The sequence below is a fragment of the Synechococcus sp. LA31 genome, from assembly GCF_018502385.1.
Classification (GTDB): Bacteria; Cyanobacteriota; Cyanobacteriia; order PCC-6307; family Cyanobiaceae; genus Vulcanococcus.
The window spans coordinates 921,124-943,969 of sequence record NZ_CP075523.1; the positions used below are offsets into that span (position 1 = coordinate 921,124).

A 22,846-nucleotide genomic window follows, 5' to 3' on the forward strand; every position below is an offset into this window, starting at 1 on the left:
TACCCCCTGGCTAGGGACGCCGGAGGGTGGCGTCAACCGCATGACGCAGAGGCGTGGCATGGCTGGTGATGATTGAGCGCTCATCTCGCTCCCTCAGGAGCAGCGCCGATGCCCCTTGCCCCAGGCGGCCTGCTGCAGCTCAGTCCGGAAGGGCTTTATTGCCCTGCAGCGCAGGCCTGGCTTGATCCATGGCGGCCGGTGCCGCGAGCCCTGATCACCCATGCCCATGCCGATCACGCCAGGCCGGGCTGCGGGGAGTACTGGGCCGTGGGCAGCAGTGAAGGGATCCTGCGGGAACGCCTCGGAGCTGAGATCAACCTGCTGCCGGTGGACTACGGCCAGCTGCACCGCATCGGAGACGCACGGGTGTCGTTTCACGCTGCAGGGCATGTGCTGGGCAGCGCCCAGATCCGGCTGGAGGCTGGGGGTGAGAGCTGGCTGGTGAGCGGCGATTACAAACGCTGCACCGATCCCAGCTGCGCAGCGTTTGAGCCAGTGCAGGCCGATGTGCTGATCAGTGAAGCCACCTTTGGCCTACCGATCTACCGCTGGCAGAGCGGCGCGGCCGTGGCCGCCGAGATCGTGGCCTGGTGGCGCAGCGCCCCTGACCGCCCGTCCGTGCTGTTCTGCTACGCCTTCGGCAAGGCTCAGCGGGTGCTGGCGGAGTTGCACCAGCTGGGCGTGAGGGATGAAGTGCTGTTGCATGGTGCGGTGGATCGGCTCATGCCGCCATACCGAGAGGCGGGCGTGGCGATGCCGCCCACGTGCCCGCTGGCGCAGCTCGAGCGCGGCGCTGACCTAGCCGGGCGTTTGCTGATCGCACCACCGGCGGCCCACCGCAGTCGCGGACTGGGACGGTTCAGCAAAGGCCAAAACGGCTTCGTGAGCGGCTGGATGGCCGTTCGTGGAGCTCGCCGGCGGCGGGGCTACGGCCGTGGCTTCGTGATGAGCGACCACGCCGATTGGCCCGGCTTGGTGCAGAGCGTGAAAGGCAGCGGGGCCAGCCAGGTGTACGTCACCCACGGGCAGAGCACCGTGCTGGCGCGCTATCTAAGCGAGGTGGAAGGCATCAGCGCTGAACCTCTGGAAGGCCACTTCGAAGCCGAACGGTTCGATGAGGAGGAGCCCTCCACCCCTGAGGCTGCAGCACAACAAACGGGGAGCTGATGCAAGCCTTCGCCACCCTGTTTTGCGAGCTGGATGCCACCGGTAGCACCAGCGCCAAACTCGAGGCCCTGGAGAGCTACTTCCGCCAGAGCCCACCTGCCGATGCGGCCTGGGCCCTCGCTCTGCTGTTGGGCAAACGCCGCCGCAGACTGATCACCGGACGCCGGCTGCGGGAGATTTGCCTGGCCGCCACCGGGCTACCGGAGTGGTTGTTCGAGGCCTGCCATGCCCAGGTGGGCGATTCAGCCGAAACAGTGGCACTGCTCTGGCAGCAGCGGCCCCAAGCGAGTACTCCTGTCGCCCATGGCGCCGGGCAGGAGCCCCTGGCCGACTGGATGGCGGAGCGATTGCCGGCCCTCGCGGCGCTTGAGGGAGACGAGCAGGCTGCTGCCGTGCAGGCCTGCTGGCGCAGCCTGCCGCCCGATCAGCTGCTGCTGGTGAACAAACTGCTCAGCGGCGGATTCCGGGTTGGCGTGTCCACCGGTCTGGTGACGCGGGCCCTGGCCCGCAGCGCAGCGCTTGATGAAGCACTGGTGGCGCATCGGTTGATGGGGGGATTGACCCCGAGCGCCGAATCCTTCCAAAGGCTCACAGCAGCGGCAGACCATGGGGATGATCTGGCCGCACGGCCGTATCCCTTCTTTCTGGCGAGTCCGCTGGAGGCGGCTCAGCTGGAACACACCCCAGCGCAACGTTGGCAAGTGGAATGGAAATGGGATGGCATCCGCGGGCAGCTGATCCACCGCGCCGGTGGTTGCAGCCTGTGGAGCCGCGGCGAAGAGCTGATCAATGAAGCGTTTCCAGAGCTGATTGCCCTGGCCGAAGCGCTGCCTGAAGGCACCGCCCTCGATGGAGAGGTGATCGTGTGGGAGTCAGGAGCCCAGCAGCCCGAGCCCTTTGCCAGCCTGCAGCGGCGGCTGGGGCGCAAGGCGCCAAGCCGGGCCCTGCAGAAGGAGTGCCCGGCAGCCTTTGTGGCCTACGACCTGCTGGAGCATGAAGGGATTGATCAGCGAGAGCAACCGCTGCAAGCGCGTCGCCGTCAACTGGAAAAGCTGCATCAGCAATGGCTGAGCAACGCCGCTGCACCCATTGCAGAGCGGCTGCGCTTGCCCGCAATCCAGAGGCTGGAGAGCTGGCAGGAGCTCGATGGCCTGCGCGATCAGGCCCGCGATCACCGCGCCGAAGGGCTGATGCTCAAGGCGCTGGATTCGCCCTATCTGGTGGGACGTAAGCGGGGGTTTTGGTGGAAACACAAACTGGAGCCGCTGCGGCTGGATGCCGTACTGCTTTATGCCCAGGCGGGTAGCGGTAAGCGAGCCAACCTCTACACCGATTACAGCTTTGGCCTTTGGAACGGCGAAGGAGATTTAGTGACCTTCGCCAAGGCCTACTCCGGCCTCGACAATGGCGAGATTCGCGAGCTGGATCGCTGGATCCGCGCCCACACCACTGAGCGGTTCGGGCCGGTGCGAGCGGTGGAACCCCTGCAAGTGTTTGAGCTGGCCTTTGAGGGCATCCAACCCTCCAAACGGCATAAGTGCGGGTTTGCCGTGCGCTTCCCACGCATCAGCCGTTGGCGCACCGACAAACCGGCGAGCGAAGCCGACAGCCTGGCCAATGCTCGGGCCTTGATGGATGAGCAGCGATGAGCGATCCCCTCGCGCCAATCCACGCCTGGTTTGCCGAGCAGGGCTGGACGCCCATGGCCTTCCAAGAGCAGTGCTGGCAGGCCTACCTAGCCGGCGAGAGCGGCCTGCTCCAGGTGCCCACCGGCTCCGGTAAGACGTACGCCGCCGTGATGGGGCCGATAGCCGAGATGCTTGCGGCTGCACCCGCCCGCGGCCTGCGCTTACTGGTGATCACGCCGCTGCGGGCCCTTAGCAGGGATCTGGCCTTGGCCATTGAAGAACCCATCCAGGCCATGGGCTGGCCGCTACGGGTGGCGATCCGCAACGGCGATACCAGCACCTACGAGCGCAGCAAGCAGCTCCGCACTCCGCCCGAGATCCTCATCACCACACCGGAATCCTTGAGCGTGCTTCTGGCGAATGCCAAGGCACCCCAGCTATTTGGCCAGCTGGAGGCGGTGGTGCTGGATGAATGGCACGAGCTGATGGGCAGCAAGCGCGGAAGCCAGTGTGAGCTCTGCCTGAGCTGGCTGCGCAGCCAACGCCCAGCCCTGCGCACCTGGGCGATCAGCGCCACCATCGGCAACCTCGAAGAAGCAGCCGTGGCCGCGCTGGGAGTCGGCCCCGCAGGGCCGCGCATCATCACCAGCGACATCCAACGGGCCACGGCCATCCGAAGCCTCCTGCCAGAGACGATTGATGGTTTTCCCTGGGGCGGCCATCTGGGGCTTCGGATGTACGAGGAGCTGGTGGCTGGGCTGGAGCCGGGCGTGAGCACGCTGCTCTTCACCAACACCCGCAACCAAGCCGAACGCTGGCATCAGTGTTTGCGCTTTGCCTGCCCAGAGATGGATGGCGCCCTGGCGCTGCACCACAGCGCCATCGACCGGGCTGAGCGCGAGGCGATCGAGGCCCGTGTGAAAGCAGGCGATCTGCGCTGGGTGGTGTGCACCAGCTCGCTGGATCTGGGGGTGGATTTCCAACCGGTGGAGCGGGTGGTGCAGATCGGATCTGCCAAAAACCTGGCCCGCCTGTTGCAACGGGCTGGCCGTAGCGCCCATAACCCGGGCGGGACCTCTCAGGTGCTGTTCATGCCCACCAACGCCCTGGAGCTACTGGAGGTGAGCGCCATGCGGCGCGGGTTGGAGAACGGTCTGGTGGAACACCGCCGCCCGCCCCAGCTGCCGCTCGATGTACTGCTGCAACACCTCACCACCCTGGCCTGCGGGCCTGGCTTCGTGCCCGAGCAGGCGTTGGCAACCGTGCGCAGCTGCTGGAGTTTCCGTCAGCTCAGCGATGCCCAATGGCAGTGGTGCCTTGCCTTCCTGGAGCACGGCGGTGACTGCCTAACGGCCTACCCCCGCTACCGCAAACTCGTGCGCTGCCAACTGCACACCGATGAGCCGCCCACCGAGGCTGAGCCCTGGCGGTTCCGCGTGCTCGACAAAACAATCGCCCGGCTGCATCGCTTCAACATCGGCACGATCACAGCCGACCGTTCGGTCACGGTTCGCTTCGTGCGCGGCGCCGTGATCGGCCATGTGGAGGAGGCCTTCATCGGGCGGCTCAAACCCGGAGATGTGTTCTTTTTTGCTGGGCGGCAGTTGGAATTCGTGCGGCTGCGGGAGATGACAGCCCAGGTGAAAGCCACCAGTAAAAAGAGCTCCACGGTGCCGGCCTGGGCCGGAGGGCAGATGGCGCTCTCCGATCTGCTTAGCGCCCACCTGCGGCAGGAAGTGGATCGCTGCGCCCGCGCTCTTGATGGTGAAGCAACACTGGATACGCCCGAACTCAAGGCCCTGGAGGCGCTGCTGCAGCGGCAAGCCAACCTGTCTGGGCTGCCCCGCAGCGATCAGCTGCTGGTGGAGCTGTGCCGCAGCCGTGAAGGCAGCCATCTGTTCGTGTACCCCTTCGAGGGTCGCTTCGTGCATGAGGGGATTGGCTTTCTCTGGGCCTGGCGGTTGGCGCGGCATCGGGCCAGCACGATCACCGTGTCGGTGAACGACTACGGCTTTGAGCTCTTGGCTCCCAAGACGTATCCGTTCGAAGAACTGCTGGATCTTCATGGCGACGATCTACTCGATCAGGCGAATCTCGAACGGGATCTCGAGCAAGCCCTGAATGTCTCCGAGCTCTGCCGGCGGCGCTTCCGCGCCATTGCTCAAGTGAGCGGCCTGATCAGCCAGGCGATGCCCGGGCAAAACAAAACGGGGGGGCAGTTGCAGATCAGTGCAGCGCTGCTCTTTGATGTGTTCCAGAAACACGAACCAGGCAGCCTGCTGCTCGAGCAGGCCCGGCGAGAGGTGATCGAGGAGCAACTCGAAGCCGAACGGCTGCAGTCGGCCCTGGAACGAATGGCGTCGTGCACCTGGCGGGTGGAGCGCATGGCGCGGCCCGGGCCGCTGGCATTCCCGCTCCTAGTGGAGCGACTCAATAGCCGCCTCAGCAACGAATCGCTGCTGGATCGGGTGCAGCGCTTAATCTCCGAGGCCACACGAGCTGAGCAGTGATGGGGCAGAAGCGATGATCAGCGCGCTGCTCAATGTCTTGTGGGTGGTGCTCGGCGGCCTGGTAATGGCCCTGGGCTGGTGGCTGGCAGGCCTGGTGTGCGCCATCACAATTGTGGGGCTGCCCTGGGCGCGCTCCTGTTTTGTGATCGGCTCTTTTTCGCTGTGGCCATTCGGGCAGGAAGCCATGAGTCGTCGCGAACTGCAGGGGCGAAGTGATCTGGGCACAGGGCCCCTGGGCCTACTGGGCAACGTGATCTGGTTTCTGCTGGCGGGTTGGTGGCTAGCCATCGGCCATCTCACCTCGGCCTTGGCCTGTTTCGTCACCATCGTTGGCATCCCCTTTGGGGTCCAGCACATCAAGCTGGCGCTCATCGCCTTGGCTCCAGTGGGCATGACGGTGGTGCCCGTGCGCCGATAACCAGGATTGGTCTTGATGAAGTTTCCGCAGGAAACCCTTCAGGCAAAGCCAACTGGATAAAGCTGGCGGCATGAGCCTGATGCACTGTCCTCTTTGCCTTGGTCTGGCGGTGTTATCCGTTGGCCGAGCTCTGGCACATCTGAGCCTTGTGGTGCTGACTCCCTTGAAGCTGCTGAGCTAAACGTGGAGATGGAGGATGAACCGCATGGCCCAGGTGGATGAGACGCGCGTGGTGGTGCGAACACCGCGGGGATCAAGCATCGAAGCTCTGGAGGGTGGTCTCTACCGCGTATGCACGCCGGAGGGGCAATGCCAGACCGTGACAGGCCTGCACCGAGCCAACGACCTCATGTATTGGAAGGAAAGCCAGCGCGGACACGATCAGCAGAGCTGATTGCGAGAGTGTGAGGATCGATCGAGGCCGCGGTGCTCACACTCAACTGGCAAGATTTTGAGCGAGCCGTGGAGGCGATCGTGGAACGCTGCCGCGGTCGCCAGTTCTGCGGCGTGCACGGCATACCCCGCGGAGGGTTGGTGCTGGCAGTGACCCTGAGCCACAGGCTGGATCTACCTCTGCTCAGCAGCGCAGAACCAGGCTGCCTGTTGGTGGACGATGTGTATGAAACCGGTCTCACCCTCGAGCCTTATCGACACCTGGAGAACAGCACAACGGTGGTTTGGATGAGCAAGGTGGAGCCGCTGTGGTGGCAGGCCGTGGATGTGACGCAGACCCATGAATGGATTGTGTTTCCCTGGGAGAACGCAGCCGCTGCAGAGCTGGATGAACAGCTGTATCGCGCCTCCCGCTGATGGGTCAGCTCAGGTTGTATCTGGCCTCGCCATACGGCTTTTCGCGCCATTGGCGGGAGCGCCTGTTGCCGGATTTCATCACGGCCTTGGAGCAGCTGGGTCTGGAGGTGTGGGAACCATTCAGCCGGAATGGTCAGGTCGATCTCGCCGAGCCGGGATGGGCTTGGCGAGTGGCACAGGCGGATCTGCAGGATGTGCGTGACGCCGATGGTCTCTTGGCGATCGTGAACGGAACACCGCCGGATGAAGGGGTGATGTTGGAACTAGGGGCTGCGATCGCTCTTGGAAAGCCCGTGTTTCTCTACCGCGATGACTTCCGCCGCTGCAGCGACTCAGAGGATTACCCGCTCAACCTGATGGTCTTCAGCGGGTTGCCGCAGGATGGCTGGCAGGAATGGTTCTATGGATCGATCGAGGAGCTCAGCAATCCCAGCAAAGCGTTGATGCGCTGGATCAATGGGAACTGAGCTGGTCAGTCGTCGAAGTCTTGGTCGTGCTTGTTCATAGCCTCCACCACAAGCCCCTTGAGCATCGTGCGGGTTTCATTGCGGCTGTGATGACCAGCCGTGCGTTGAATCGTGTAGTACACGATCAGCAGAATCGGCAGGATCGAGGTGCAGGCGATCAGAAACATAGGGGATGCGGTGATGAGGGGATGGCGAAGGTCTCACCGAGCGTTATTGTTCGCTTGATTCAATTCTCACCCATGCTCACCGGCTCTGAACTGCTGGCCAAGGTCAAAGAACTTGGCGACGTGTCCAAATCTGATCTGGTGCGCAGCTGCGGCTATGTGAGCACCAAGAAAGACGGTGGTGAGCGCCTGAACTTCACCGCCTTCTATGAAGCACTGCTCGAGGCCAAGGGTCTGAGCCTCGGCAATGATGGCGTCGGCCGCGGCAAGGGTGGTCGCAAGCTGAGCTACACCGCCACGGTGCAAGGCAATGGCAACCTGCTGATCGGCAAGGCTTACACCGCCATGCTCGACCTCAAACCCGGCGACGAGTTTGAAATCAAACTCGGGCGCAAGCAGATCAAGCTCATCCCCGTCGGTGGCGAAGAAGAGTGAGCAACCTCCAGGCTCCAACCTGGACTTGATCACAACGACCCCGGCGAGAGCCGGGGTTTTTTATTGACCATCTGCTGGCGTCCGCAATCGACGCCAACAGCTCGTTAACATGTTGTTACATTGCCAGGGCGTCGTGGATCAACTTCCTCTCAGCCGTCAGTTTGCGATTGCGATGCACGAACGCTCCATCGACAGCTGCGACGACATCGAGCAACTGCGCAGTGTGGCCAAAACCCTATTGCGGGCTTGGCAACTGCAGGCCTCATTCAGCGAAGACTATGCGGCTCAGCTCATGGGCATCAAGCCATAAAAAAGCCGCTCCCGAAGGAGCGGCTGCACGAACTGAAGACGCGGGTCACCAACGACCGCCACCACCGCCGGAAGCGGGGCGGGGCTCAGCTTTGTTGACGCGAATCATCCGGCCCATCCACTCCACGTTCTGGAGATCATCAATGGCCTTTTGCTCATCGCCTTCTGTGGCCATCTCCACAAAAGCGAATCCGCGCTTGCGGCCTGTGTCGCGGTCGAGGGGCAGGCTGCACTTACGCACAGCGCCGTACTCGGCGAACAGGCTCTGAAGGTCCTCCACTTCGGCATCGAAGGAGAGGTTGCCTACGTAAATCGTCATGTAATCCGGAAAGGTATGAACCTGATTCGTTGAATGCCCTGAAGAAAGTTGCTGGCCGAGAGGTGAAATCCTTGGAACCCGCCGCCTGGTGAAGAAACCCGCTGAAGAGTGATCGTTGAATCTTCACCATCATAGACCATGGCGGTGGACGGTATGGCAATCGCCCCACCTCAGGGGCCTCAGGCAGCTAGCAGGCTGGGATGGCGCAGGGTGCGCCATCCACCCGCGCGAGTGCTCACTTCGACCCCAATGGCCCGTTGAGAGGACGAAGCCTGCTCTCCCAGCCAGGCTGTTGCATCACTGAGGGCGTCTTCCAGGGAGTCGTAGATGGAATCAAGCTGGGGATGCGCCTCAAAACTGGCATTGATCAGCCGATAGCGCTTGGCAATGGGCTCACGCAACTGAGCAATAAGCGTCCGATGTGCCATCAACGGTCGTTCGAGTCTGATGAACCGTTGCAGAAATGTCAGACATGGATCTGTGTCAAGGGACACCCTGCAGGCATGTGATCGAACGCCCCCCCACCGCGTGTGATCAAGCCATGCGGCTCAGCTGGTAGTGGGCAGCACATGCAACCTGACCCCACACGCGCAACATTGAACCCAATGCCCTCAACCACTCATGGCCACCTACACGATCACACTGGAAGCCGGCATAAGCTTCAGCTGCGCCGATGACGCCTACATCCTCGATGCAGCGGATGAACAGGGAATCGACCTTCCATATTCTTGCCGCGCTGGAGCCTGCAGCAGCTGCGCAGGCAAATTGATCAGCGGCAAGGTGGATCAGCGCGACCAGTCTTACCTCGACGACGATCAGATCAGCCAGGGCTACGCGCTGTTGTGTGTGAGCTACCCACTGGGCGACTGCACCATTCGCCCCAATGCCGAAGAAGAGCTGATCTGAACAACACACGCTTCTGTAACGGTTGCTACGAGCGTTGGGATTAGTCGCTCCATAGGGTCAGTTTCATGCAGACACCCAAGGAACGCTCCCCGGCAGCCTTACCGCGGAGCATCGCCGTCGAAGTGGCACAGTTCATGCAGGCAACGGCCGAGGGGGAGGCCGCGATACGGCTACCGCAGCGGCGAACACACGACCCAAGCTTCGTGGGCTACCGCACAACCAGCTGGTAAGAGGCTGATCAGATTGCAAAGGGCAGCGCTCATCGCAGCAGGATTTAGCGCTCCAATCGACTTCAGTTGCACAAACACGCTGAGCTCGGTGCTAAAGCCAAAGGTCATCAGCACAGCGGTATCGAGCATGGTCATCACTGACGGCTCAGGCTTGACCGTTTGCTGAGCCAGTGCGGAGGAAATCTCCTTGAGCAAACCTTGAGCGTTGTCCACTGATGGACGTGACATGCATACGGTGATCAGAGGCATCGGAGCGAGGTTCTCTTGCTAAAGCTGCTATGAATCAACCGTTGCAGACGCTATTGGGTGTGATGTTGTTGGGCTGGGCACTCCCTCTACGGGCCGACAGCACGCAGGCCTACTGCCAGCTCAGCCGCCACGACCACACGCTCACGGTAGAAGCCGGCCCATGCAATTTCAGCCAGCGGCAAGGCAACGCATCGGTGATGTTGAACGGGATCACCTATCACTTTGCCTCCGATGTGCAAGGCAAAACCTACCAGCGGAGTGCAAGCACAGAAGGCATCCGCTTTAACCGCGAAGGGGAGTACACCCTGACTGTTCTGTGGCGGATCGGCTATGCCTGTGGTGAAGCGATCCAGAAACCTGTATCCGCGGTCTTTTTGAACAACACCCAACCCCCGCGCGTTGATCTAGCCGTGGGCGATCAGCATGTGTTGCTGTTGCGGGCGCTCTCTGGCAGCGGCGCCCGCTATACCGGCCAAGGGGTTGAACTCTGGGAGCACCAGGGCAGCACCCAGATTAACTGGTTTGGAACCAAACTCACCTGCACCAACTAGCAAGCTGGATTGGTGGTTCCTAGACGATTTACAAGGTGAATTCACCTCCCATGGCGAGGATGCTATCAACTGATCGGTCGCCGATGAACTCGAGGTGAGCCATGAACAACGATCCGGTTACCACGGAGTCAACGCCTTCCAGGTAAAGGAGATCTTCAGTGCCATAGAACTGCTGCAACCCCTTTGATGGTCTCGAAAGTTTGTAGTTAGCATCTGGCAGTAGCTCCAGTCGATCGCGTTGACCTGATCCAAAGTCAATCAGGCCATCGCCAGCAAAACTGCCCTGAATGGTGCACACATCAGCGCCCGCACCCAGGTCAATCCGGCCATCGTTACGCACTGCCAGAGCACCTGCAGGTGCCGCTGCTAATAGTTGATCACCCCCACCATTGAGATCGATACGACCGTTTTTCCGATTGATCAGACCGACGACATCAGCATCCGCTTGGTGCATGGAAGCCAACCCATCGCGCATCGCATCGATAAAGCTGCCATACCCAGGAAGGAATGAGAGGCCAGTGAGCTGAAGCTCCGTTGCTTCTGCGTTCGCCTGCAAGGCAGAGGCGATCAGTTGATCAGCGCTGTTGTTCCTGCTGATCAGCCTGCCGCGTTGATCCACTCCAACACGTCCGCCGGCTCCCCACACCAGCAAGCCATCACCAGCACTGCCATTGGAGTGAATCAAGCCTGTATTGAGCAGGCCGGTGACACCCGCAAAAGCCACCACTCGATCATCGACACCAGATCCCATGCTTATCCGACCACCGTTCTGAATGCCGACGCCACCAGCCAGGCCATACTGGCCGTCCGATCCGCCGTTATGACGAACAGAACCAGAAGCCGCTTGCACAAGGCCTGCGACATCGCCAAGGTCGATATAAATCTGGTTGCCATCACCTTCGCTAACCGAGCCACGGTTGAAAGCACCGACCAAAGGCGACTGTTGGGCAAGGGTGGTGCCAATCAAGTTGCCTTCTCCACCATTCAGTCGAAAAGACCTTGGATTGCGAACACCGAACTGAGGATGCTGGCTGTAAAGCTCAGTGGCATAGAGCACACCCAGACGATCAACGCTGCGGGGACTATTTGGATCTGCGTAATACTGGCGAAACTCCTCTGCACCTGCTGAAGCTGGTTGAAATGGCAGCTTGGCTGTCTTCAATCGACCGCCTGCAACTTTGAGTAACGGCATGACGGCAGGAGGCATGAGGTCATCTCAGTTAAGCAGCCGCAGACCGGTCCGGCACACCGGTGAATCTCACCTGGCTCTCCGCTCTGGCACAGGCTGAGTGGCTGAAGCTCAGTTAATCAAGCCGCGAAGCGCGAAATCTGACCAACCACCACCGCAGCGGCTAGCCAAGCCTGAAGCTGTTCAAGGCAATGCACAGCAATGGCTCAGATCCTTGTGGAGTGATGCACCGGTACGCCCCGCTTTTGGATGGATTCATGAGCGATCGCTTCAATCCAGAAGTGGCGTGTTGGCGGGGATGTGAACAGCGGCGGCCAGACTTGGGACAACTGGCCGCGTTCATCCGCGCAGCGAAACGGGTTCTTCAAGATGATGGGAGCAGCACCAGGGCCGAGCCCAATGCCAGCGCAAGCCACCACCAGCTTTGAAGCCTTCACGCAGCGGGTGGATTACTCGTTGCTGGAGTCACTTCGGCAAGATCCCCAAGCCACCACCGACGGCAACGATCACCAGCCTCGCCAGGTGTTCTCGGGCCACTACGTGCCGGTCACTCCCACCCCGCTGCCCGAGCCTGAATATGTCGCCCACAGCAGCAGTCTGTTCGCCGAGCTCGGCCTGAGCGACGACCTGGCCCATGACGAGGCCTTCCAACGCCTGTTTTCAGGTGACAGCACGGCTGCGTCTGGACCCATGCGGCCCTACGGCTGGGCTACCGGTTACGCCCTCTCGATTTATGGCACGGAATACATCCAACAGTGCCCGTTCCGCACCGGCAACGGCTATGGCGATGGACGCGCCATCTCGATCTTCGAGGGGGTGCTCAACGAGCAGCGGTGGGAAATGCAGCTCAAGGGCGGAGGGCCAACGCCCTATTGCCGAGGCGCCGATGGCCGTGCTGTGTTGCGCTCCAGCGTGCGTGAGTTCCTGGCGCAGGAGCTGATGCAGGCCCTGGGAGTGCCGACCTCCCGCTCACTCACGCTCTATATGTCGCGGGCCGAGGGAGTGATGCGGCCTTGGTACAGCGAAGGATCCCGCTCCTTTGATCCCGATGTGATGGTGAGCAACCCCGCGGCGATCACCACACGGGTGGCGCCGTCGTTTCTGCGGGTAGGCCAGCTGGAGCTGTTTGCGCGCCGGACCAGAAGCAACGCCCATGCCGGTGCGAAGCGCGAACTGCAGATGATCGTTGAGCATCTGATCGAGCGAAACTACCGATCCGAGATCAGTGCCGCACTGCCCTTCACTGACCAGGTGCTGGAGCTGGCACGCCTCTTTCGCGGCCGGCTCACATCGTTGGTGGCCCACTGGATGCGCGTGGGCTACTGCCAGGGCAACTTCAACAGCGATAACTGCGCCGCTGGCGGCTACACGCTCGACTATGGCCCCTTCGGCTTCTGCGAGCTGTTTGATCCACGCTTCCAGCCGTGGACCGGTGGTGGCGAACACTTCTGCTTCTTCAACCAGCCAGCGGCAGCAGAAGTGAATTACGGGATGTTCTGGCGATCGCTGCAAACGCTGCTGGAAAGCAACAGCGATGCCCTCGAGCAACTCAATGCCATCAAGGATCACTTTGCTGGGGCGATGGCTGAGGAGCTGGAAACGATGTGGAGCAGCAAGCTCGGGCTTCGCAGTTACGACGCGGAGCTGATGCAGGAGCTGCTGCAACTGCTGGTGAGTTCCAGAGCTGATTACACGATCTTTTTCCGGCGGCTCTCAACCATTCCCCAGAGCGTGGATGATCTTAAAACCAGCTTTTATCTACCGAGCTCCGAAGAGCTGGATCAGCGGTGGCAGGCCTGGCTGCAACGCTGGCGCCAGCAAATCACCAACCCAGCGGAAACAGCGGCGGCCATGCAGCGTGTCAATCCAGCGGTCACCTGGCGTGAATGGATGATTGCTCCGGCATACGAACAAGCAGCCGAAGGTAACTTCAGCCTGATCCGCGAATTGCAGACACTATTCCGCGATCCCTACAACACCCCAGCAGCTGACCTAGCAACCAAATACGACCGTTTGAAGCCGAGGGAATTTTTTAACGCCGGTGGGGTGTCACATTACAGCTGTTCCTCATGAGCAGATTTAGCCTGTGATGGCAGAACTGCTGCTCCGCGGACTTTTCTCATTGCGACTGACCCAATCGGGGACGTTCGAGTTAACGTCTTGGGTCCTGAGGTTAAGGCGAGCGCATAAGATCATCATTGATCTTAGAATCGGCTGTGGTTTTTAATCGCTCTCAAACCAGTTGAGCTGCCCTTGCACGAGCTTTGCGGGCTTCTCTAAACGCGTTGGCCAGATCAGGCTCTTTTCAAGACACGCAAAACCACCAGCAGAAGAACAGCACCAATCGTGGCCACAAGGATGCTGCCAATCAGCCCGCCGCCAAACAGGCTTCCGCCTATCAGCATGCCTCCGATCAAGGCTCCCAGGATGCCCACCACAAGATCACCGATCAGCCCGAAGCCAGCACCTTTAACCAGAAGGCCAGCTAACCATCCGGCGATCACACCAACAACGAGAAACCAGATCACATTCATTGGTGCACCTCTTGATCTTGAAACCATAGGAAGCTCGGGACACCTTGGCAACGAGAACAGCGCGGCTGTGCCAGTCACGATCGCAGCCGATCCGATCAAATAACTGACGCAACCAACAGCACACAAAGCAGCGAGGGTTGGCAATGGCTTCATCGCGCGAACTGACGTTGGCAAGGAGGCTCGAGAGATTCGACGCATCACCGGTTGCCATCACCAGACTCCCGCAGCAGCTGGACGAGAGGGATGGCGACGCAGCTGACCAAGCAGGGCTGAGGATCGCGTGCACCACAAGACGAGCGCGCACTCCTCTGGCTAGGCCGATCAAGACCCTGGAAACCAGGAGCCACAGGCCTCCACCCGACAGGCCCATAATGTTACGAATCCGTTACACAGCTCTCATGACACTGGGTGAGGTCTTTCTGGAATCCCTGACCACAGGGGTGATCACTGAACGGGAAATCGCCTGGATCGCGTCCCGGCAGGATGCCTTTGCACGCCATGAAGAAGCCGTGGCGATCCGGCTTGGGCGCCTCGTGGATGAGGGTGCGATCAACCTCGGCTGCCGACTCCCCACCCGTTTGAGTCGCCAGGGCCAGCAGTTGGCCGTGTGCATTTGAGCGAAACCCTGGAGAATGGAACGGCCTCACACGCCGGCTATGGATCATTCCCTGGTGTTTGTGGTGGCACCAGCCGCATGCCTTCCGGAAGCCAAGGCCACGTGGGAGGAACTCGCTGTAGCCCAGCGCCAGGGACCCGCCGGAGCCTTCGGCTTGCGCATTTACACGGCAGCCACCACAGCAGCGGGCGATCTGGCCAATCTCCCCTGGATCGGCCAGTTAGAGCCCGCAGCTGGTGTTCCAACGCGACGCTGCATTTGCGATGCAGTGATTCCGCAATTTGATCCCCGCAGCAACGCCATTGGCGTGTATCAAAGCGGGGCTGATCCCAACCTGTTCCATTGCCTGGATCGCTTCGAGCTCAGCGAGGCCAGCAACGAAACCTGCTGGTTTTACCCCACCCACGACGGCACCTTTCTGAGCTGGGAGCGTGCCCTCGCCATCGCGCTTGAGCCAGGCATGGTGCCGACAGACGCGCAAAGCCTGCTGCCCGGCTCCTATGAGCGCAACCAGCTCACGCTGCTCTGGAGTCTTCTAGCTGACGACGTAAGCCTCACCTGCGTTGGCCTCACCTACGGCGGACAACGCATCGAATGGCCCCAAGCCCAGAGCGAACCCGAACCCGTGGCCACTTGGAGCCTCTTTACGGTGGATACACAGGCTGATGTGAGCCTGACGGTGGAGGCAGCCCAATCGGTGTTTCCAAACGCATGAGCCAAGCTCCTGAGCATCAGCGTCTTGAGCTCCTGGAGCTGCTGCAACAGGAGCCGCGCGGCAGTGCCAATCGCCATCAAGAGCGGATCAAGACATTGATCTCCGCCCTCGAGCAGGCACAACCGGCGAATCTCTCCTCCACGGAGGACCTGATACGGCTGGAGGGAGTATGGGAGCTGCGCTGGAGCAGTAGCTCCCAGCCTTATCTGGCCGTGGCGCCTTGGCTGGAAAACCTGCAGTGCCTGGCTCCCTCCCAGGGGAGGGGCATGAATCTGTTGCGCCTGAGTGGCCCGATGGCCTCCCTGGCCGGGATCGCGGTAGAGGCGTCGATTGAGGTGATAGCAGCTGAGCAGACACCAACCCAACGGGTGCAAGTGTGCTTTAAACGCGGAGGCTGGCTGGGGCCGCCCTTGGGGGCCGGCCGTTTGCAATGGCTGCGCAGCGTGAACCAGAGCTTTCCTGCCTGGCTCGATATCACCGTGCTCGATCAGCACCTGCGCGTGTGCCGCGGCAATGCCGGCACGCTGTTTGCACTAACCCGCCGCAGCGACCTCAAGCTCGAGGAGCTCCTACTGCCCTGAAGCCGTGGGATCGAGCCGCTCAGCCACAGCAGCCACGGGAATCATCAACAGCATCGGCAGCGCACAAATGGCCAGGTGATGCAGGTCAAGTGGGCTCGTGCCAAAGAAGCTGTTCATCCAACCGCTCTGGCTGAACAGTGTTTGCACCAGCACGGTGGTGGCGATGCCAAGCGGTACCGCCGGGGCGGCCCGAAGGGCAGGCCAGTGCAGGCGGGTCTGGCGCCAGTGGCTGATTCGGCTGAGATACACAAGATGGGCGAGCACGAGCCCCTGCACCGCCATGGTGCGCGCCAGGGCCAGGTTGCCGTCGTGTTGGTTGCTCCAAAGGAATAGCCCAAAAATCACCGCCCAGTTGAACAGCGACACCACGGCCACACGACGGATCAAACCGGGGGTGAGCAAGGGCTGCTCCGGCGGCCGGGGCGGCTGGCGCATCAGGCTTGGATTCGGTGGCTCGAACGCCAACGCGATCGACATCGTGAGCGAGCAAATCATGTTGAGCCAAAGCACCTGCAGCGCCGTGACCGGCAGTGCGGTACCCAAGACGGCGCCGAGCAGGATCGTCATCGAAGCGCCGCCATTCACCGGCAGCACGAAGGCGAGCGTCTTGCGCAGATTCAGATACACAGTGCGGCCCTCTTCAACCGCCGCCTCGATCGTGGCGAAGTTGTCGTCGGTGAGGAGCATGTCGGCCGCTTGGCGTGCAACCTCCGTGCCGCCCTCACCCATCGCAATGCCGATATCGGCCTGCTTCAACGCTGGGGCATCGTTGACGCCATCCCCCGTCATCGCGACCACCTCGCCATTGGCCTGAAGCGCCTGCACCAGTTGCAACTTCTGAGCCGGTGCCACCCGAGCGAACACATCCACTTGGCCCACCAACGCAGCCACCGCGTCAGGGTTCAGCGCCGCCAGCTGCCGACCATCCACCCCCTGCGGCTCCGCTGAACCGATGCCCATCTGGCGAGCAATCGCCAGGGCCGTTTCCAGATGGTCGCCGGTAATCACCTTCACCTGAATCCCGGCAGCCCTACAGGCCGCCACGGCACGAATCGCCTCGGGTCTTGGTGGGTCCTGCATGCCTTGCAGGCCGATGAAACTGAGCGTTCCGGCGAGATGCTGAGGATCGAGCCGCTGTTGGTCTTCAGCGGCCTGGCCGATGGCAAACGCAAGCACCCGCTCTCCCTGCTCCGCCATCGCAGACACCGCGTGCTCAATGGCCTCACGATCCAAAGGCTGGGGCTGCCCTTGGGCATCCAAGGCGCTGCTGCAGCGCTGCAGCACTGCTTCCACCGATCCCTTCAGCAGAATCCGCTGGCTGCCATGCAAGGTGGCCATGAACTGCTGCTCGGACTCAAACGGAATCGCATCCCGGCGGGGATGTTGTTCATGCAAAGAGCGGTGATCTAGGCCCACCGAATGGGCTGCAGCAAGCAAAGCCGTTTCCGTGGGATCACCCACCAAGCCTTCCTGATCGCTGTGGCTGGCGTCATTGCAAAGCAGGCCCGCCAGGAGGGTTTCCTCCAGAGCAAGCGTCCAGCTAGCGCCAGCGCCGTTAGCAGGCCAGAGATCCTCCAGAGCGAGCATCGAGCCCGCGGCATAGAGGTGCTTCACCGTCATCCGGTTCTGGGTGAGGGTGCCGGTTTTGTCTGAACAGATCACCGTGGTACTACCAAGGGCTTCCACCGCTGGCAGCCGGCGGATGATGGCCCGCCGCCGTGCCATGCGATGCACTCCGATGGCAAGCGTGATGGTCACGATGGCGGGCAACTCTTCAGGAATCGCTCCCACCGCCAGTGCCACGGCTCCATCGAACATCTCTTCCACACCGCGGCCGCGGACCAGACCAACCGCAAAGGTGAGGCCCGCCAGTGCCACCACCACCTGCAGCAGCGTGCGGCTGAAGCGCGAAAACTTGCGCGTCAGCGGCGTGGAGAGTGTGGTCTGCTCCTGCAGCGAACTGGAGATCTGGCCGATTTCCGTGGCGTCAGCCGTGGCCACCACCACACCAAAGCCCTGACCCGCCGTCACGAACGTGCCCGCGTAGGCCATCCCGATGCGCTCAGCAAGCGGAGCATCGGCCTCAACCGCCGTGGTGCCCTTCGCCACCGGCAGAGATTCCCCGGTGAGGGCCGCCTCATCGATATGCAAGTTGCGCCCGCTGATCAAACGCAAATCAGCCGGAACCTTGGCGCCAGCCTCCAAGCGCACCAGATCACCGGGCACCAACGCCGTTGACGACAGGCGGTGCAGCACACCACCACGGATCACATCCACCTCGGTGCGCACGCTTTGAGCCAAGGCCGCAATCGCCTGCTCTGCCTTGCTCTCCTGCAGCGTGCCGATCACGGCATTGATCACGGTGACGCTGATGATCACCAGTGCGTCGCGGGGATACCCCAGCCCCGCTTTCACCGCACCCACCACCAACAGAGTGATGAGCAGCGGATTATTGAACTGCTGCAAAAAACGCAACGCCAACGGCAAACCCGGCTGCTCCTGAAGGCGGTTAAGGCCGTAGAGCTCCAACCGTTGGCGCGTCTGCAGCTCTGTGAGGCCAGAGGTCGCATCGCTCTCCAGCGCGCTCAACACCTGGGTAACGCCCTGGGTGTGAGCGGGGATGCGCAAAGGCTGCATGGCCTCAGATCTGGCGGGATCTGTTGATGGTGACGCAGGAATCAGGGCGTGCAGGGCCCATTGGCGGTGATCACCACTTCATCGCCCATTTTGACGGAGCTGAGCAGTGTTTTCAGCACCGGCTCCACCACATTCACGCAGCCACCCGTTACTTTCTTCCCAACACGCGCATCATTATTACTGCCGTGGATAGCAAAGCTATACCAACGGAATTTGCCGTCGTAAGTGTTAAACGCAAAGGGCTGCTTCACGCTGTTGAGCGGTGCCAGGCTCACATAGCCGATGCCATATTCACCAACTTCACCATCACCACTGAAGTCAATTGCGTTCATGTTGCTAAAGAGCATTGCCTTGAGCTCGGCTTCGCTCTTGCCGGATTGCTTAACCAGAGCCGGATCCATCTCGAAGCGATTCTTGCTGAGAATGGCATTCACCTTGAACGTGCCCAATGGCGTGTAGCCCTCTTCAAAGCGGCTGCCGGCGCAAGTGACGCCATAGCGGCCGAAGCCCACCTTGAAGATGGTGCGATCGTTGCCGCGGGGCAACACACCGAAGCTCCTGGATGGATCGTTCAGATCCAGCTCAATCTTGATCGGCCCGGTGATCCTGGAGGGGTCTTGACCCACAGGCTTTTTCGCCGTGCAACTGCTCAACAGCAGGCCAACACTCACCAGGGCAAGCAACGGCAGGCGGCGCATTGAGGCTGAGCAGAGTTGTACCCATGATGCCGAGATCTTCAGCGGTGGCCAGGTCAAGCACCACCTGCTGGAAAAGACCCACAGCCATGAGCCGGATTTTCAGCTCAGCGAGCGCCTGGCCGAGGCACACCCGCTCACCACCGCCAAAGGGCAACAGCGTGAGCCCCTCTCCGCCCTCGAGATGGCGTTCAGGACGCAGGCATCCAAATCAGTGGCTCCGCTACCGCAGCACCACAGCATCCAGTCGTGGGGTGGCTGGAGAGCCAGACGGAGGCCAGGCGAGCCTCAAAATCTCCACCCTCAAGGCCGAGCACTACGGAGGCAATCACGGCAAAGGCGAAACGGCGCATGCGATCCACCAACCGCACAGGATCTCGGGCCGCAAGCAACTCCGCGGCCAGCTGATGCACAATTTCAGGGCTGTAGCGACGCAGGGCCGCCGCGGACAAGAGCTACCCCGCCACCCAGCGCCGAGCCCGGTGATCGGCACCATTGCGATTGGCCAGCGAACGACTGCCCAACAACTGACGCACACTCCGAGGCCACGAGCCCTCGGTGGCATCGCTGCTACCGAGAAGATCGGTCATCGCCCGCTCACCGCGGATGAACACCAGTTGCTGCCTTAGCAGCTTGGTTTCGAACACATCGCCCAGCCGCTCGAACCGCCGCCGCGCACACTCGGGATCAAAAAAATGCCAGGGCCTCCGGCACCCCGCTTAAGGCTCCGCTGCTCGGCAACGGAGGCCCAACAGCAACGGTGAATCTGCCGCCATGGCACTGACCCTAAATGGGGGTAGTGGTAGCGAATGGCTTCAAGGGAGAGTGCACCCACAAGGAAAGGAGGGCCAGGCGATGACCTGCCTCAAACCGGAACATGCCAGAGCCAAATATCGCCAAACATGCCTGGGCTCCACCTGCATGAAGTGGGCGCCAAGCGGCGAACTCTCCGACGTGGACCTCAACATGATCCTCGAGAAGCTCGCCCGCGTGGATCCCAACCTTTCCGGCTCAAAAGATGCCGAGGGTCTTTTTCTTGCAGTAGCCAGCGCCGATATTCATCCAGCCTGATGGGCAAGCCTCACCATCCGTGGGCTGCACCTGGTAGTAGATCGGCGAGTAGCAGCTCTGCTTAAGATCGTTGACGTATCCAAGTGGACACTGGTCATAACCAGGCAGTTTGGGGATCCGGTTCTGCGCCATTGCCGACCCCATCGCGAGGAAAGGCATCGCCAGCCCAGCGGACACCGCAGCAAAAGAGAGTGCGTTCACAAGCGATCATGCAACTGAGTGAACCTTAAGCAGACATGCCGCACAGACCACCATTGCTGACATGAGTTTCAGCGTTTACAGCCATGACGCCTGGGGGACTGCCCATGTCGGTGAGTTCGCCACGCTGGAGCAGGCGCGAGAGGTGTTTACCGCGCTGTGCAGCGATCGGTGGTTTCTCGCCGATGGCACGGTGAAGGGCCTCTCCATCGTGGACAGCAGCAGCAGCGGAGAAGGCCGCACCGTTGAGCGGTTCAGCTTCGGCTCAAGTTAAAGAAGTCTGAAGCAATCCTTAAAACAGTTGGATCGAACACGGCCTTGGTCCAGTTGCTCAGCTGAACATGGCCATCTAGACGATGTTGAGGAGATGGCGATGCAACGGGCCTACAGACTGATCGACGCCTGTTTTGAACCGCATCGCCAGCTCGACGACTGCTACGCCAGCTTGGATGATGCAATCGGAGACGCGGTCGCCTGGTTGGAGCACACCGGCTCCGAGCCACAGCAGCAGTTGATCGGTGTGGAAGTTTGTGCAGCGAATGGAGACTGGCGCACCTACCGCCTGCCAATGCCGCTGCTTTGCCCTCTGCCCCACGAATCGAATCAGGCGGCATCGCTCTTGGTCCAGTAGCGGTAGAGCCACACACCGCCACCACCCCAAATCACTGTCCACACCACAAAAGTGGTTGCGGTGCCCAGCTGGCCTGTTTCTAATGAGTAGAGGCCTGCGTTGATCAGGCCGGCATCGATCAGGGAGCCACCGATGCCCCAACCCAGCACCCAGGTGAGCAGAAAACCGATCGCTTGTACGTTGCCGGTCATGCTGCAGCGTCGTAGCGACGGTTCACTTCGTTCCAGTTCACGAGATCCCACCAGGCCGTGATGTAGTCGGGCCGACGGTTCTGGTACTTGAGGTAGTAGGCGTGCTCCCAGACGTCAAGCCCAAGCAAGGGGGCGCCCCGCTCAACACCAGGCAGATCCATCAGAGGGTTGTCTTGATTCGCCGTGCTGGTGATGGCCAGAGCACCGTCATCGGTGCGGATCAGCCAGGCCCAACCTGAGCCAAAGCGAGCGGCAGCCGCCTGGCCGAACTGGGTCTGCATCGCCTGCAGCGAGCCGAAGCTGGCCTCGATCGCTGCCAACAGTGCAGCCGATGGCTCGCCGCCCTCGCCTGCCGGTGCCATCACTGCCCAGAACTGGGTGTGATTCCAGTGGCCGCCACCGTTGTTGCGCACCGCCACGGGAAAGCGTGAAATCTGCCCCTGAAGCGCGTCAAGGCTGAGCTTGGCTAGCGGCGGATTGCCCTTGATCTGGCCGTTGAGATTGGCCACGTAGGCGCCGTGGTGCTTGTCGTGGTGGATCGTCATCGTGGTGGCATCAATGACCGGCTCGAGCGCATCAGGGGCGTAGGGCAGCGGCGGCAACACGAATTCAGCCCAAGCCGGCACGGCAGAACCGAAGAGAAGCAACACGGTCGCCAGGACGCTGCACAGCAGACGCAGCATGGATGATCCAATCAAGTGGTCCCAGCCTGGCAGCCATCCGCAACCCGCCGCCAACTTCGACAGAGTGAAGAGGCAGACTCTGCGGCCATGCTTCTTCTGAATCCGTTTTGTCCGATCAGCGCAGCGAAGATCGCTGGCCTCAAAGCCACCGTGATGCTTCTGCTGGTGATGTTGATCAAATCCAAGCTGTTGCGCGTGAAGATGTCGCTGCTGGGCTCGTTGATCGGGCTGCTGCTGCTCACTGGCTTCCTGCTCAGCACCGGCATCCTCACGGTGGTGGCCGGAGGGGCCGTGCTCTACGCCGCCAACCAGAAACGCGCATGAGCAACCCCTCTCCCACTCCCCAGCAGATCCTGGCCTCCTCCGCCGGCTGGGTGGCAGCGCTGCTGAATGTGGTGCCCGGGCTGGGTGCCGGCTACCTCTATCAACGCCGCTGGAAGGCTTACTGGATCACATCGGCCCTCGCGACGGCCTGGTTTGTGGCCGGCGCCGCCCTAGGCCAGAACGCCGATGCCGAAACCGCAGTGCAAAACCAGCTGGTGGGCCTGATAGGGCTACTGGTGCTGTCCGCCGTGACCGCAACTGAAGCGGGACTGGCGGTGAAGCGGGTGCGCGAGGAGCGCTGAGCCCAGTCAGGGCTCATGCGCGCGCAGCGCTTCAGCTGGGAGTGTCTCCAACAGCTCAACCCCGCTGATGCCATGGGCCCACACATCAATGCGGCTGCCTGTGGGGCAATCGAAACACCAGCTCTCAAACGGAAAGATTACTTTTTCCTGGAAATGCTGATCAGCTCCCACGCAACGCAGCACCACAAGGCTTTCGCGGCAGTTGCGGTACTGACAGGTGGTCATGAAAACGGAGCCTGCGAAAGGTCCACACTCAACCTGCGGGCGACGCGGCATGGTCTCCGTTGCAACAGGTGAGCGCATTTCCGCCAAAGGG

35 protein-coding genes are annotated in these 22,846 nt (G+C 61.4%); 20 read left to right on the forward strand and 15 right to left on the reverse strand.

Annotation, left to right across the window (positions count from 1 at the left end):
* Positions 1-108: 108 nt before the first annotated feature.
* The 7 genes from KJJ24_RS04930 (at position 109) to KJJ24_RS04960 (ending at position 7,000) form a co-directional block, all read left to right on the forward strand.
* The gene (locus KJJ24_RS04930; protein WP_214341874.1) at positions 109-1,167 is read left to right on the forward strand and encodes a ligase-associated DNA damage response exonuclease; all 1,059 of its coding nucleotides are present in this window, start codon (positions 109-111) and stop codon (positions 1,165-1,167) included.
* A complete protein-coding gene (locus KJJ24_RS04935; protein WP_214341876.1) occupies positions 1,167-2,816 on the forward strand; it encodes an ATP-dependent DNA ligase in 1,650 nt (549 codons plus the stop codon). Before KJJ24_RS04930 ends, KJJ24_RS04935 begins: the two co-directional genes overlap by 1 nt.
* Positions 2,813-5,305, forward strand: a complete 2,493-nt coding sequence (locus KJJ24_RS04940) for a ligase-associated DNA damage response DEXH box helicase (protein WP_214341878.1) — start codon at positions 2,813-2,815, stop codon at positions 5,303-5,305. The genes KJJ24_RS04935 and KJJ24_RS04940 overlap by 4 nt, the downstream gene beginning before the upstream one ends.
* A gap of 13 nt (positions 5,306-5,318) precedes the next feature.
* Complete coding sequence (locus KJJ24_RS04945) at positions 5,319-5,723, forward strand: YccF domain-containing protein (protein WP_214341880.1); 405 nt, start codon at positions 5,319-5,321, stop codon at positions 5,721-5,723.
* A gap of 205 nt (positions 5,724-5,928) precedes the next feature.
* Entirely contained in the window at positions 5,929-6,117 is a 189-nt protein-coding gene (locus KJJ24_RS04950) for a hypothetical protein (RefSeq protein WP_214341882.1), read from the forward strand.
* 32 nt (positions 6,118-6,149) lie between these two features.
* Entirely contained in the window at positions 6,150-6,533 is a 384-nt protein-coding gene (locus tag KJJ24_RS04955; RefSeq protein ID WP_214341884.1) for a phosphoribosyltransferase, read from the forward strand.
* Positions 6,533-7,000, forward strand: a complete 468-nt coding sequence (locus KJJ24_RS04960) for a nucleoside 2-deoxyribosyltransferase (protein WP_214341891.1) — start codon at positions 6,533-6,535, stop codon at positions 6,998-7,000. Before KJJ24_RS04955 ends, KJJ24_RS04960 begins: the two co-directional genes overlap by 1 nt.
* Positions 7,001-7,005: 5 nt before the next feature.
* Here KJJ24_RS04960 and KJJ24_RS04965 read toward each other — a convergent pair whose 3' ends face one another.
* Positions 7,006-7,167 carry a hypothetical protein gene (locus tag KJJ24_RS04965; RefSeq protein WP_214341893.1) on the reverse strand — a complete coding sequence of 54 codons (162 nt, stop codon included), beginning with the start codon at positions 7,165-7,167 and terminating at the stop codon, positions 7,006-7,008.
* 72 nt (positions 7,168-7,239) lie between these two features.
* Between KJJ24_RS04965 and KJJ24_RS04970 the strand changes: the two genes are divergently transcribed.
* Both KJJ24_RS04970 and KJJ24_RS04975 read left to right on the forward strand, forming a co-directional pair.
* Positions 7,240-7,599, forward strand: coding sequence for an AbrB family transcriptional regulator (locus tag KJJ24_RS04970; RefSeq protein ID WP_214341896.1), 360 nt, complete (start codon positions 7,240-7,242; stop codon positions 7,597-7,599).
* Between the two features lie 133 nt (positions 7,600-7,732).
* Positions 7,733-7,909: a hypothetical protein gene (locus KJJ24_RS04975; RefSeq protein ID WP_214343807.1), complete on the forward strand. Its 177-nt coding sequence runs from the start codon at positions 7,733-7,735 to the stop codon at positions 7,907-7,909.
* 45 nt (positions 7,910-7,954) lie between these two features.
* Here KJJ24_RS04975 and KJJ24_RS04980 read toward each other — a convergent pair whose 3' ends face one another.
* Both KJJ24_RS04980 and KJJ24_RS04985 read right to left on the reverse strand, forming a co-directional pair.
* A complete protein-coding gene (locus KJJ24_RS04980) occupies positions 7,955-8,227 on the reverse strand; it encodes an RNA-binding protein (protein ID WP_214341899.1) in 273 nt (90 codons plus the stop codon).
* A gap of 179 nt (positions 8,228-8,406) precedes the next feature.
* Positions 8,407-8,655 (reverse strand): hypothetical protein, encoded by a 249-nt coding sequence (locus KJJ24_RS04985; RefSeq protein ID WP_214341902.1) that lies wholly within the window; start codon positions 8,653-8,655, stop codon positions 8,407-8,409.
* A gap of 193 nt (positions 8,656-8,848) precedes the next feature.
* Here KJJ24_RS04985 and KJJ24_RS04990 point away from each other — a divergent pair, with 193 nt between their 5' ends.
* Complete coding sequence (locus tag KJJ24_RS04990) at positions 8,849-9,133, forward strand: 2Fe-2S iron-sulfur cluster-binding protein (protein WP_214341905.1); 285 nt, start codon at positions 8,849-8,851, stop codon at positions 9,131-9,133.
* A gap of 170 nt (positions 9,134-9,303) precedes the next feature.
* Here the strand turns inward: KJJ24_RS04990 and KJJ24_RS04995 are convergent, their stop codons facing one another.
* Positions 9,304-9,591: a phenylpyruvate tautomerase MIF-related protein gene (locus KJJ24_RS04995; RefSeq protein ID WP_214341908.1), complete on the reverse strand. Its 288-nt coding sequence runs from the start codon at positions 9,589-9,591 to the stop codon at positions 9,304-9,306.
* A 62-nt stretch (positions 9,592-9,653) separates the two neighbouring features.
* On the opposite strand from KJJ24_RS04995, the gene KJJ24_RS05000 reads away from it, so the two are divergent.
* Positions 9,654-10,163 (forward strand): MliC family protein, encoded by a 510-nt coding sequence (locus KJJ24_RS05000; protein WP_250544928.1) that lies wholly within the window; start codon positions 9,654-9,656, stop codon positions 10,161-10,163.
* Between the two features lie 28 nt (positions 10,164-10,191).
* Here the strand turns inward: KJJ24_RS05000 and KJJ24_RS05005 are convergent, their stop codons facing one another.
* Positions 10,192-11,370, reverse strand: coding sequence for a hypothetical protein (locus KJJ24_RS05005; protein WP_214341913.1), 1,179 nt, complete (start codon positions 11,368-11,370; stop codon positions 10,192-10,194).
* A 381-nt stretch (positions 11,371-11,751) separates the two neighbouring features.
* Here KJJ24_RS05005 and KJJ24_RS05010 point away from each other — a divergent pair, with 381 nt between their 5' ends.
* Complete coding sequence (locus KJJ24_RS05010; protein ID WP_250544929.1) at positions 11,752-13,425, forward strand: protein adenylyltransferase SelO family protein; 1,674 nt, start codon at positions 11,752-11,754, stop codon at positions 13,423-13,425.
* 221 nt (positions 13,426-13,646) lie between these two features.
* Here the strand turns inward: KJJ24_RS05010 and KJJ24_RS14900 are convergent, their stop codons facing one another.
* Complete coding sequence (locus tag KJJ24_RS14900) at positions 13,647-14,039, reverse strand: GlsB/YeaQ/YmgE family stress response membrane protein (RefSeq protein WP_250544930.1); 393 nt, start codon at positions 14,037-14,039, stop codon at positions 13,647-13,649.
* A gap of 245 nt (positions 14,040-14,284) precedes the next feature.
* Between KJJ24_RS14900 and KJJ24_RS05020 the strand changes: the two genes are divergently transcribed.
* From KJJ24_RS05020 to KJJ24_RS05030, 3 genes are read left to right on the forward strand one after another with little or no spacing between them, the layout of a single operon-like run.
* Positions 14,285-14,503 (forward strand): hypothetical protein, encoded by a 219-nt coding sequence (locus tag KJJ24_RS05020; RefSeq protein WP_214341918.1) that lies wholly within the window; start codon positions 14,285-14,287, stop codon positions 14,501-14,503.
* Between the two features lie 39 nt (positions 14,504-14,542).
* Positions 14,543-15,217 (forward strand): hypothetical protein, encoded by a 675-nt coding sequence (locus KJJ24_RS05025; RefSeq protein ID WP_214341919.1) that lies wholly within the window; start codon positions 14,543-14,545, stop codon positions 15,215-15,217.
* Positions 15,214-15,798: a PAP/fibrillin family protein gene (locus KJJ24_RS05030; protein ID WP_214341922.1), complete on the forward strand. Its 585-nt coding sequence runs from the start codon at positions 15,214-15,216 to the stop codon at positions 15,796-15,798. The genes KJJ24_RS05025 and KJJ24_RS05030 overlap by 4 nt, the downstream gene beginning before the upstream one ends.
* On the opposite strand, the gene KJJ24_RS05035 is transcribed toward KJJ24_RS05030, so the two are convergent.
* From KJJ24_RS05035 to KJJ24_RS15125, 5 genes are read right to left on the reverse strand one after another with little or no spacing between them, the layout of a single operon-like run.
* The gene (locus tag KJJ24_RS05035) at positions 15,787-18,435 is read right to left on the reverse strand and encodes an HAD-IC family P-type ATPase (RefSeq protein ID WP_214341925.1); all 2,649 of its coding nucleotides are present in this window, start codon (positions 18,433-18,435) and stop codon (positions 15,787-15,789) included. The two genes, KJJ24_RS05030 and KJJ24_RS05035, sit on opposite strands and share 12 nt — an antisense overlap.
* 41 nt (positions 18,436-18,476) lie before the next feature.
* The gene (locus tag KJJ24_RS05040; RefSeq protein WP_214341928.1) at positions 18,477-19,133 is read right to left on the reverse strand and encodes a L,D-transpeptidase; all 657 of its coding nucleotides are present in this window, start codon (positions 19,131-19,133) and stop codon (positions 18,477-18,479) included.
* Complete coding sequence (locus KJJ24_RS15115; RefSeq protein WP_371811797.1) at positions 19,018-19,263, reverse strand: hypothetical protein; 246 nt, start codon at positions 19,261-19,263, stop codon at positions 19,018-19,020. Before KJJ24_RS15115 ends, KJJ24_RS05040 begins: the two co-directional genes overlap by 116 nt.
* A 58-nt stretch (positions 19,264-19,321) precedes the next feature.
* Positions 19,322-19,582, reverse strand: a complete 261-nt coding sequence (locus tag KJJ24_RS15120) for a hypothetical protein (protein ID WP_371811780.1) — start codon at positions 19,580-19,582, stop codon at positions 19,322-19,324.
* A gap of 3 nt (positions 19,583-19,585) precedes the next feature.
* Complete coding sequence (locus KJJ24_RS15125; RefSeq protein WP_371811781.1) at positions 19,586-19,777, reverse strand: hypothetical protein; 192 nt, start codon at positions 19,775-19,777, stop codon at positions 19,586-19,588.
* Positions 19,778-19,904: 127 nt separating this feature from the next.
* Here KJJ24_RS15125 and KJJ24_RS05050 point away from each other — a divergent pair, with 127 nt between their 5' ends.
* Positions 19,905-20,201: a hypothetical protein gene (locus KJJ24_RS05050; RefSeq protein WP_214341929.1), complete on the forward strand. Its 297-nt coding sequence runs from the start codon at positions 19,905-19,907 to the stop codon at positions 20,199-20,201.
* Here the strand turns inward: KJJ24_RS05050 and KJJ24_RS14905 are convergent.
* Positions 20,142-20,360: a hypothetical protein gene (locus tag KJJ24_RS14905; RefSeq protein ID WP_250544994.1), complete on the reverse strand. Its 219-nt coding sequence runs from the start codon at positions 20,358-20,360 to the stop codon at positions 20,142-20,144. The two genes, KJJ24_RS05050 and KJJ24_RS14905, sit on opposite strands and share 60 nt — an antisense overlap.
* Positions 20,361-20,463: 103 nt before the next feature.
* Between KJJ24_RS14905 and KJJ24_RS05055 the strand changes: the two genes are divergently transcribed.
* Positions 20,464-20,673: a hypothetical protein gene (locus KJJ24_RS05055; protein WP_214341932.1), complete on the forward strand. Its 210-nt coding sequence runs from the start codon at positions 20,464-20,466 to the stop codon at positions 20,671-20,673.
* A 93-nt stretch (positions 20,674-20,766) separates the two neighbouring features.
* Complete coding sequence (locus KJJ24_RS05060) at positions 20,767-21,030, forward strand: hypothetical protein (RefSeq protein WP_250544931.1); 264 nt, start codon at positions 20,767-20,769, stop codon at positions 21,028-21,030.
* Here the strand turns inward: KJJ24_RS05060 and KJJ24_RS05065 are convergent.
* Both KJJ24_RS05065 and KJJ24_RS05070 read right to left on the reverse strand, forming a co-directional pair.
* On the reverse strand, positions 21,003-21,221 hold the full coding sequence (locus tag KJJ24_RS05065) for a hypothetical protein (protein WP_214341934.1): 219 nt from the start codon (positions 21,219-21,221) through the stop codon (positions 21,003-21,005). The genes KJJ24_RS05060 and KJJ24_RS05065 overlap by 28 nt on opposite strands.
* The gene (locus KJJ24_RS05070; protein ID WP_214341936.1) at positions 21,218-21,904 is read right to left on the reverse strand and encodes a superoxide dismutase; all 687 of its coding nucleotides are present in this window, start codon (positions 21,902-21,904) and stop codon (positions 21,218-21,220) included. The genes KJJ24_RS05065 and KJJ24_RS05070 overlap by 4 nt, the downstream gene beginning before the upstream one ends.
* An 87-nt stretch (positions 21,905-21,991) precedes the next feature.
* Here KJJ24_RS05070 and KJJ24_RS05075 point away from each other — a divergent pair, with 87 nt between their 5' ends.
* The gene (locus KJJ24_RS05075) at positions 21,992-22,228 is read left to right on the forward strand and encodes a hypothetical protein (RefSeq protein WP_214341940.1); all 237 of its coding nucleotides are present in this window, start codon (positions 21,992-21,994) and stop codon (positions 22,226-22,228) included.
* Positions 22,225-22,530 (forward strand): hypothetical protein, encoded by a 306-nt coding sequence (locus KJJ24_RS05080; RefSeq protein ID WP_214341942.1) that lies wholly within the window; start codon positions 22,225-22,227, stop codon positions 22,528-22,530. The genes KJJ24_RS05075 and KJJ24_RS05080 overlap by 4 nt, the downstream gene beginning before the upstream one ends.
* A gap of 6 nt (positions 22,531-22,536) precedes the next feature.
* Here the strand turns inward: KJJ24_RS05080 and KJJ24_RS05085 are convergent, their stop codons facing one another.
* The gene (locus tag KJJ24_RS05085; protein ID WP_214341944.1) at positions 22,537-22,755 is read right to left on the reverse strand and encodes a DUF1830 domain-containing protein; all 219 of its coding nucleotides are present in this window, start codon (positions 22,753-22,755) and stop codon (positions 22,537-22,539) included.
* Positions 22,756-22,846 lie beyond the last annotated feature (91 nt).

Excerpts from the sequence above, each read along its gene's own strand:
- KJJ24_RS04930 (WP_214341874.1), top strand. The coding sequence starts at position 109 with ATGCCCCTTGCCCCAGGCGGCCTGCTGCAGCTCAGTCCGGAAGGGCTT.
- KJJ24_RS04935 (WP_214341876.1), top strand. The coding sequence starts at position 1,167 with ATGCAAGCCTTCGCCACCCTGTTTTGCGAGCTGGATGCCACCGGTAGC.
- KJJ24_RS04940 (WP_214341878.1), top strand. The coding sequence starts at position 2,813 with ATGAGCGATCCCCTCGCGCCAATCCACGCCTGGTTTGCCGAGCAGGGC.
- KJJ24_RS04945 (WP_214341880.1), top strand. The coding sequence starts at position 5,319 with ATGATCAGCGCGCTGCTCAATGTCTTGTGGGTGGTGCTCGGCGGCCTG.
- KJJ24_RS04950 (WP_214341882.1), top strand. The coding sequence starts at position 5,929 with ATGGCCCAGGTGGATGAGACGCGCGTGGTGGTGCGAACACCGCGGGGA.
- KJJ24_RS04960 (WP_214341891.1), top strand. The coding sequence starts at position 6,533 with ATGGGTCAGCTCAGGTTGTATCTGGCCTCGCCATACGGCTTTTCGCGC.
- KJJ24_RS04965 (WP_214341893.1), bottom strand. The coding sequence starts at position 7,167 with ATGTTTCTGATCGCCTGCACCTCGATCCTGCCGATTCTGCTGATCGTG.
- KJJ24_RS04970 (WP_214341896.1), top strand. The coding sequence starts at position 7,240 with ATGCTCACCGGCTCTGAACTGCTGGCCAAGGTCAAAGAACTTGGCGAC.
- KJJ24_RS04980 (WP_214341899.1), bottom strand. The coding sequence starts at position 8,227 with ATGACGATTTACGTAGGCAACCTCTCCTTCGATGCCGAAGTGGAGGAC.
- KJJ24_RS04985 (WP_214341902.1), bottom strand. The coding sequence starts at position 8,655 with ATGGCACATCGGACGCTTATTGCTCAGTTGCGTGAGCCCATTGCCAAG.
- KJJ24_RS04990 (WP_214341905.1), top strand. The coding sequence starts at position 8,849 with ATGGCCACCTACACGATCACACTGGAAGCCGGCATAAGCTTCAGCTGC.
- KJJ24_RS04995 (WP_214341908.1), bottom strand. The coding sequence starts at position 9,591 with ATGTCACGTCCATCAGTGGACAACGCTCAAGGTTTGCTCAAGGAGATT.
- KJJ24_RS05005 (WP_214341913.1), bottom strand. The coding sequence starts at position 11,370 with ATGCCTCCTGCCGTCATGCCGTTACTCAAAGTTGCAGGCGGTCGATTG.
- KJJ24_RS05010 (WP_250544929.1), top strand. The coding sequence starts at position 11,752 with ATGCCAGCGCAAGCCACCACCAGCTTTGAAGCCTTCACGCAGCGGGTG.
- KJJ24_RS14900 (WP_250544930.1), bottom strand. The coding sequence starts at position 14,039 with ATGAAGCCATTGCCAACCCTCGCTGCTTTGTGTGCTGTTGGTTGCGTC.
- KJJ24_RS05020 (WP_214341918.1), top strand. The coding sequence starts at position 14,285 with ATGACACTGGGTGAGGTCTTTCTGGAATCCCTGACCACAGGGGTGATC.
- KJJ24_RS05025 (WP_214341919.1), top strand. The coding sequence starts at position 14,543 with ATGGATCATTCCCTGGTGTTTGTGGTGGCACCAGCCGCATGCCTTCCG.
- KJJ24_RS05030 (WP_214341922.1), top strand. The coding sequence starts at position 15,214 with ATGAGCCAAGCTCCTGAGCATCAGCGTCTTGAGCTCCTGGAGCTGCTG.
- KJJ24_RS05035 (WP_214341925.1), bottom strand. The coding sequence starts at position 18,435 with ATGCAGCCTTTGCGCATCCCCGCTCACACCCAGGGCGTTACCCAGGTG.
- KJJ24_RS05040 (WP_214341928.1), bottom strand. The coding sequence starts at position 19,133 with ATGCGCCGCCTGCCGTTGCTTGCCCTGGTGAGTGTTGGCCTGCTGTTG.
- KJJ24_RS05050 (WP_214341929.1), top strand. The coding sequence starts at position 19,905 with ATGGCACTGACCCTAAATGGGGGTAGTGGTAGCGAATGGCTTCAAGGG.
- KJJ24_RS14905 (WP_250544994.1), bottom strand. The coding sequence starts at position 20,360 with ATGCCTTTCCTCGCGATGGGGTCGGCAATGGCGCAGAACCGGATCCCC.
- KJJ24_RS05055 (WP_214341932.1), top strand. The coding sequence starts at position 20,464 with ATGAGTTTCAGCGTTTACAGCCATGACGCCTGGGGGACTGCCCATGTC.
- KJJ24_RS05060 (WP_250544931.1), top strand. The coding sequence starts at position 20,767 with ATGGCGATGCAACGGGCCTACAGACTGATCGACGCCTGTTTTGAACCG.
- KJJ24_RS05065 (WP_214341934.1), bottom strand. The coding sequence starts at position 21,221 with ATGACCGGCAACGTACAAGCGATCGGTTTTCTGCTCACCTGGGTGCTG.
- KJJ24_RS05070 (WP_214341936.1), bottom strand. The coding sequence starts at position 21,904 with ATGCTGCGTCTGCTGTGCAGCGTCCTGGCGACCGTGTTGCTTCTCTTC.
- KJJ24_RS05075 (WP_214341940.1), top strand. The coding sequence starts at position 21,992 with ATGCTTCTTCTGAATCCGTTTTGTCCGATCAGCGCAGCGAAGATCGCT.
- KJJ24_RS05080 (WP_214341942.1), top strand. The coding sequence starts at position 22,225 with ATGAGCAACCCCTCTCCCACTCCCCAGCAGATCCTGGCCTCCTCCGCC.
- KJJ24_RS05085 (WP_214341944.1), bottom strand. The coding sequence starts at position 22,755 with ATGACCACCTGTCAGTACCGCAACTGCCGCGAAAGCCTTGTGGTGCTG.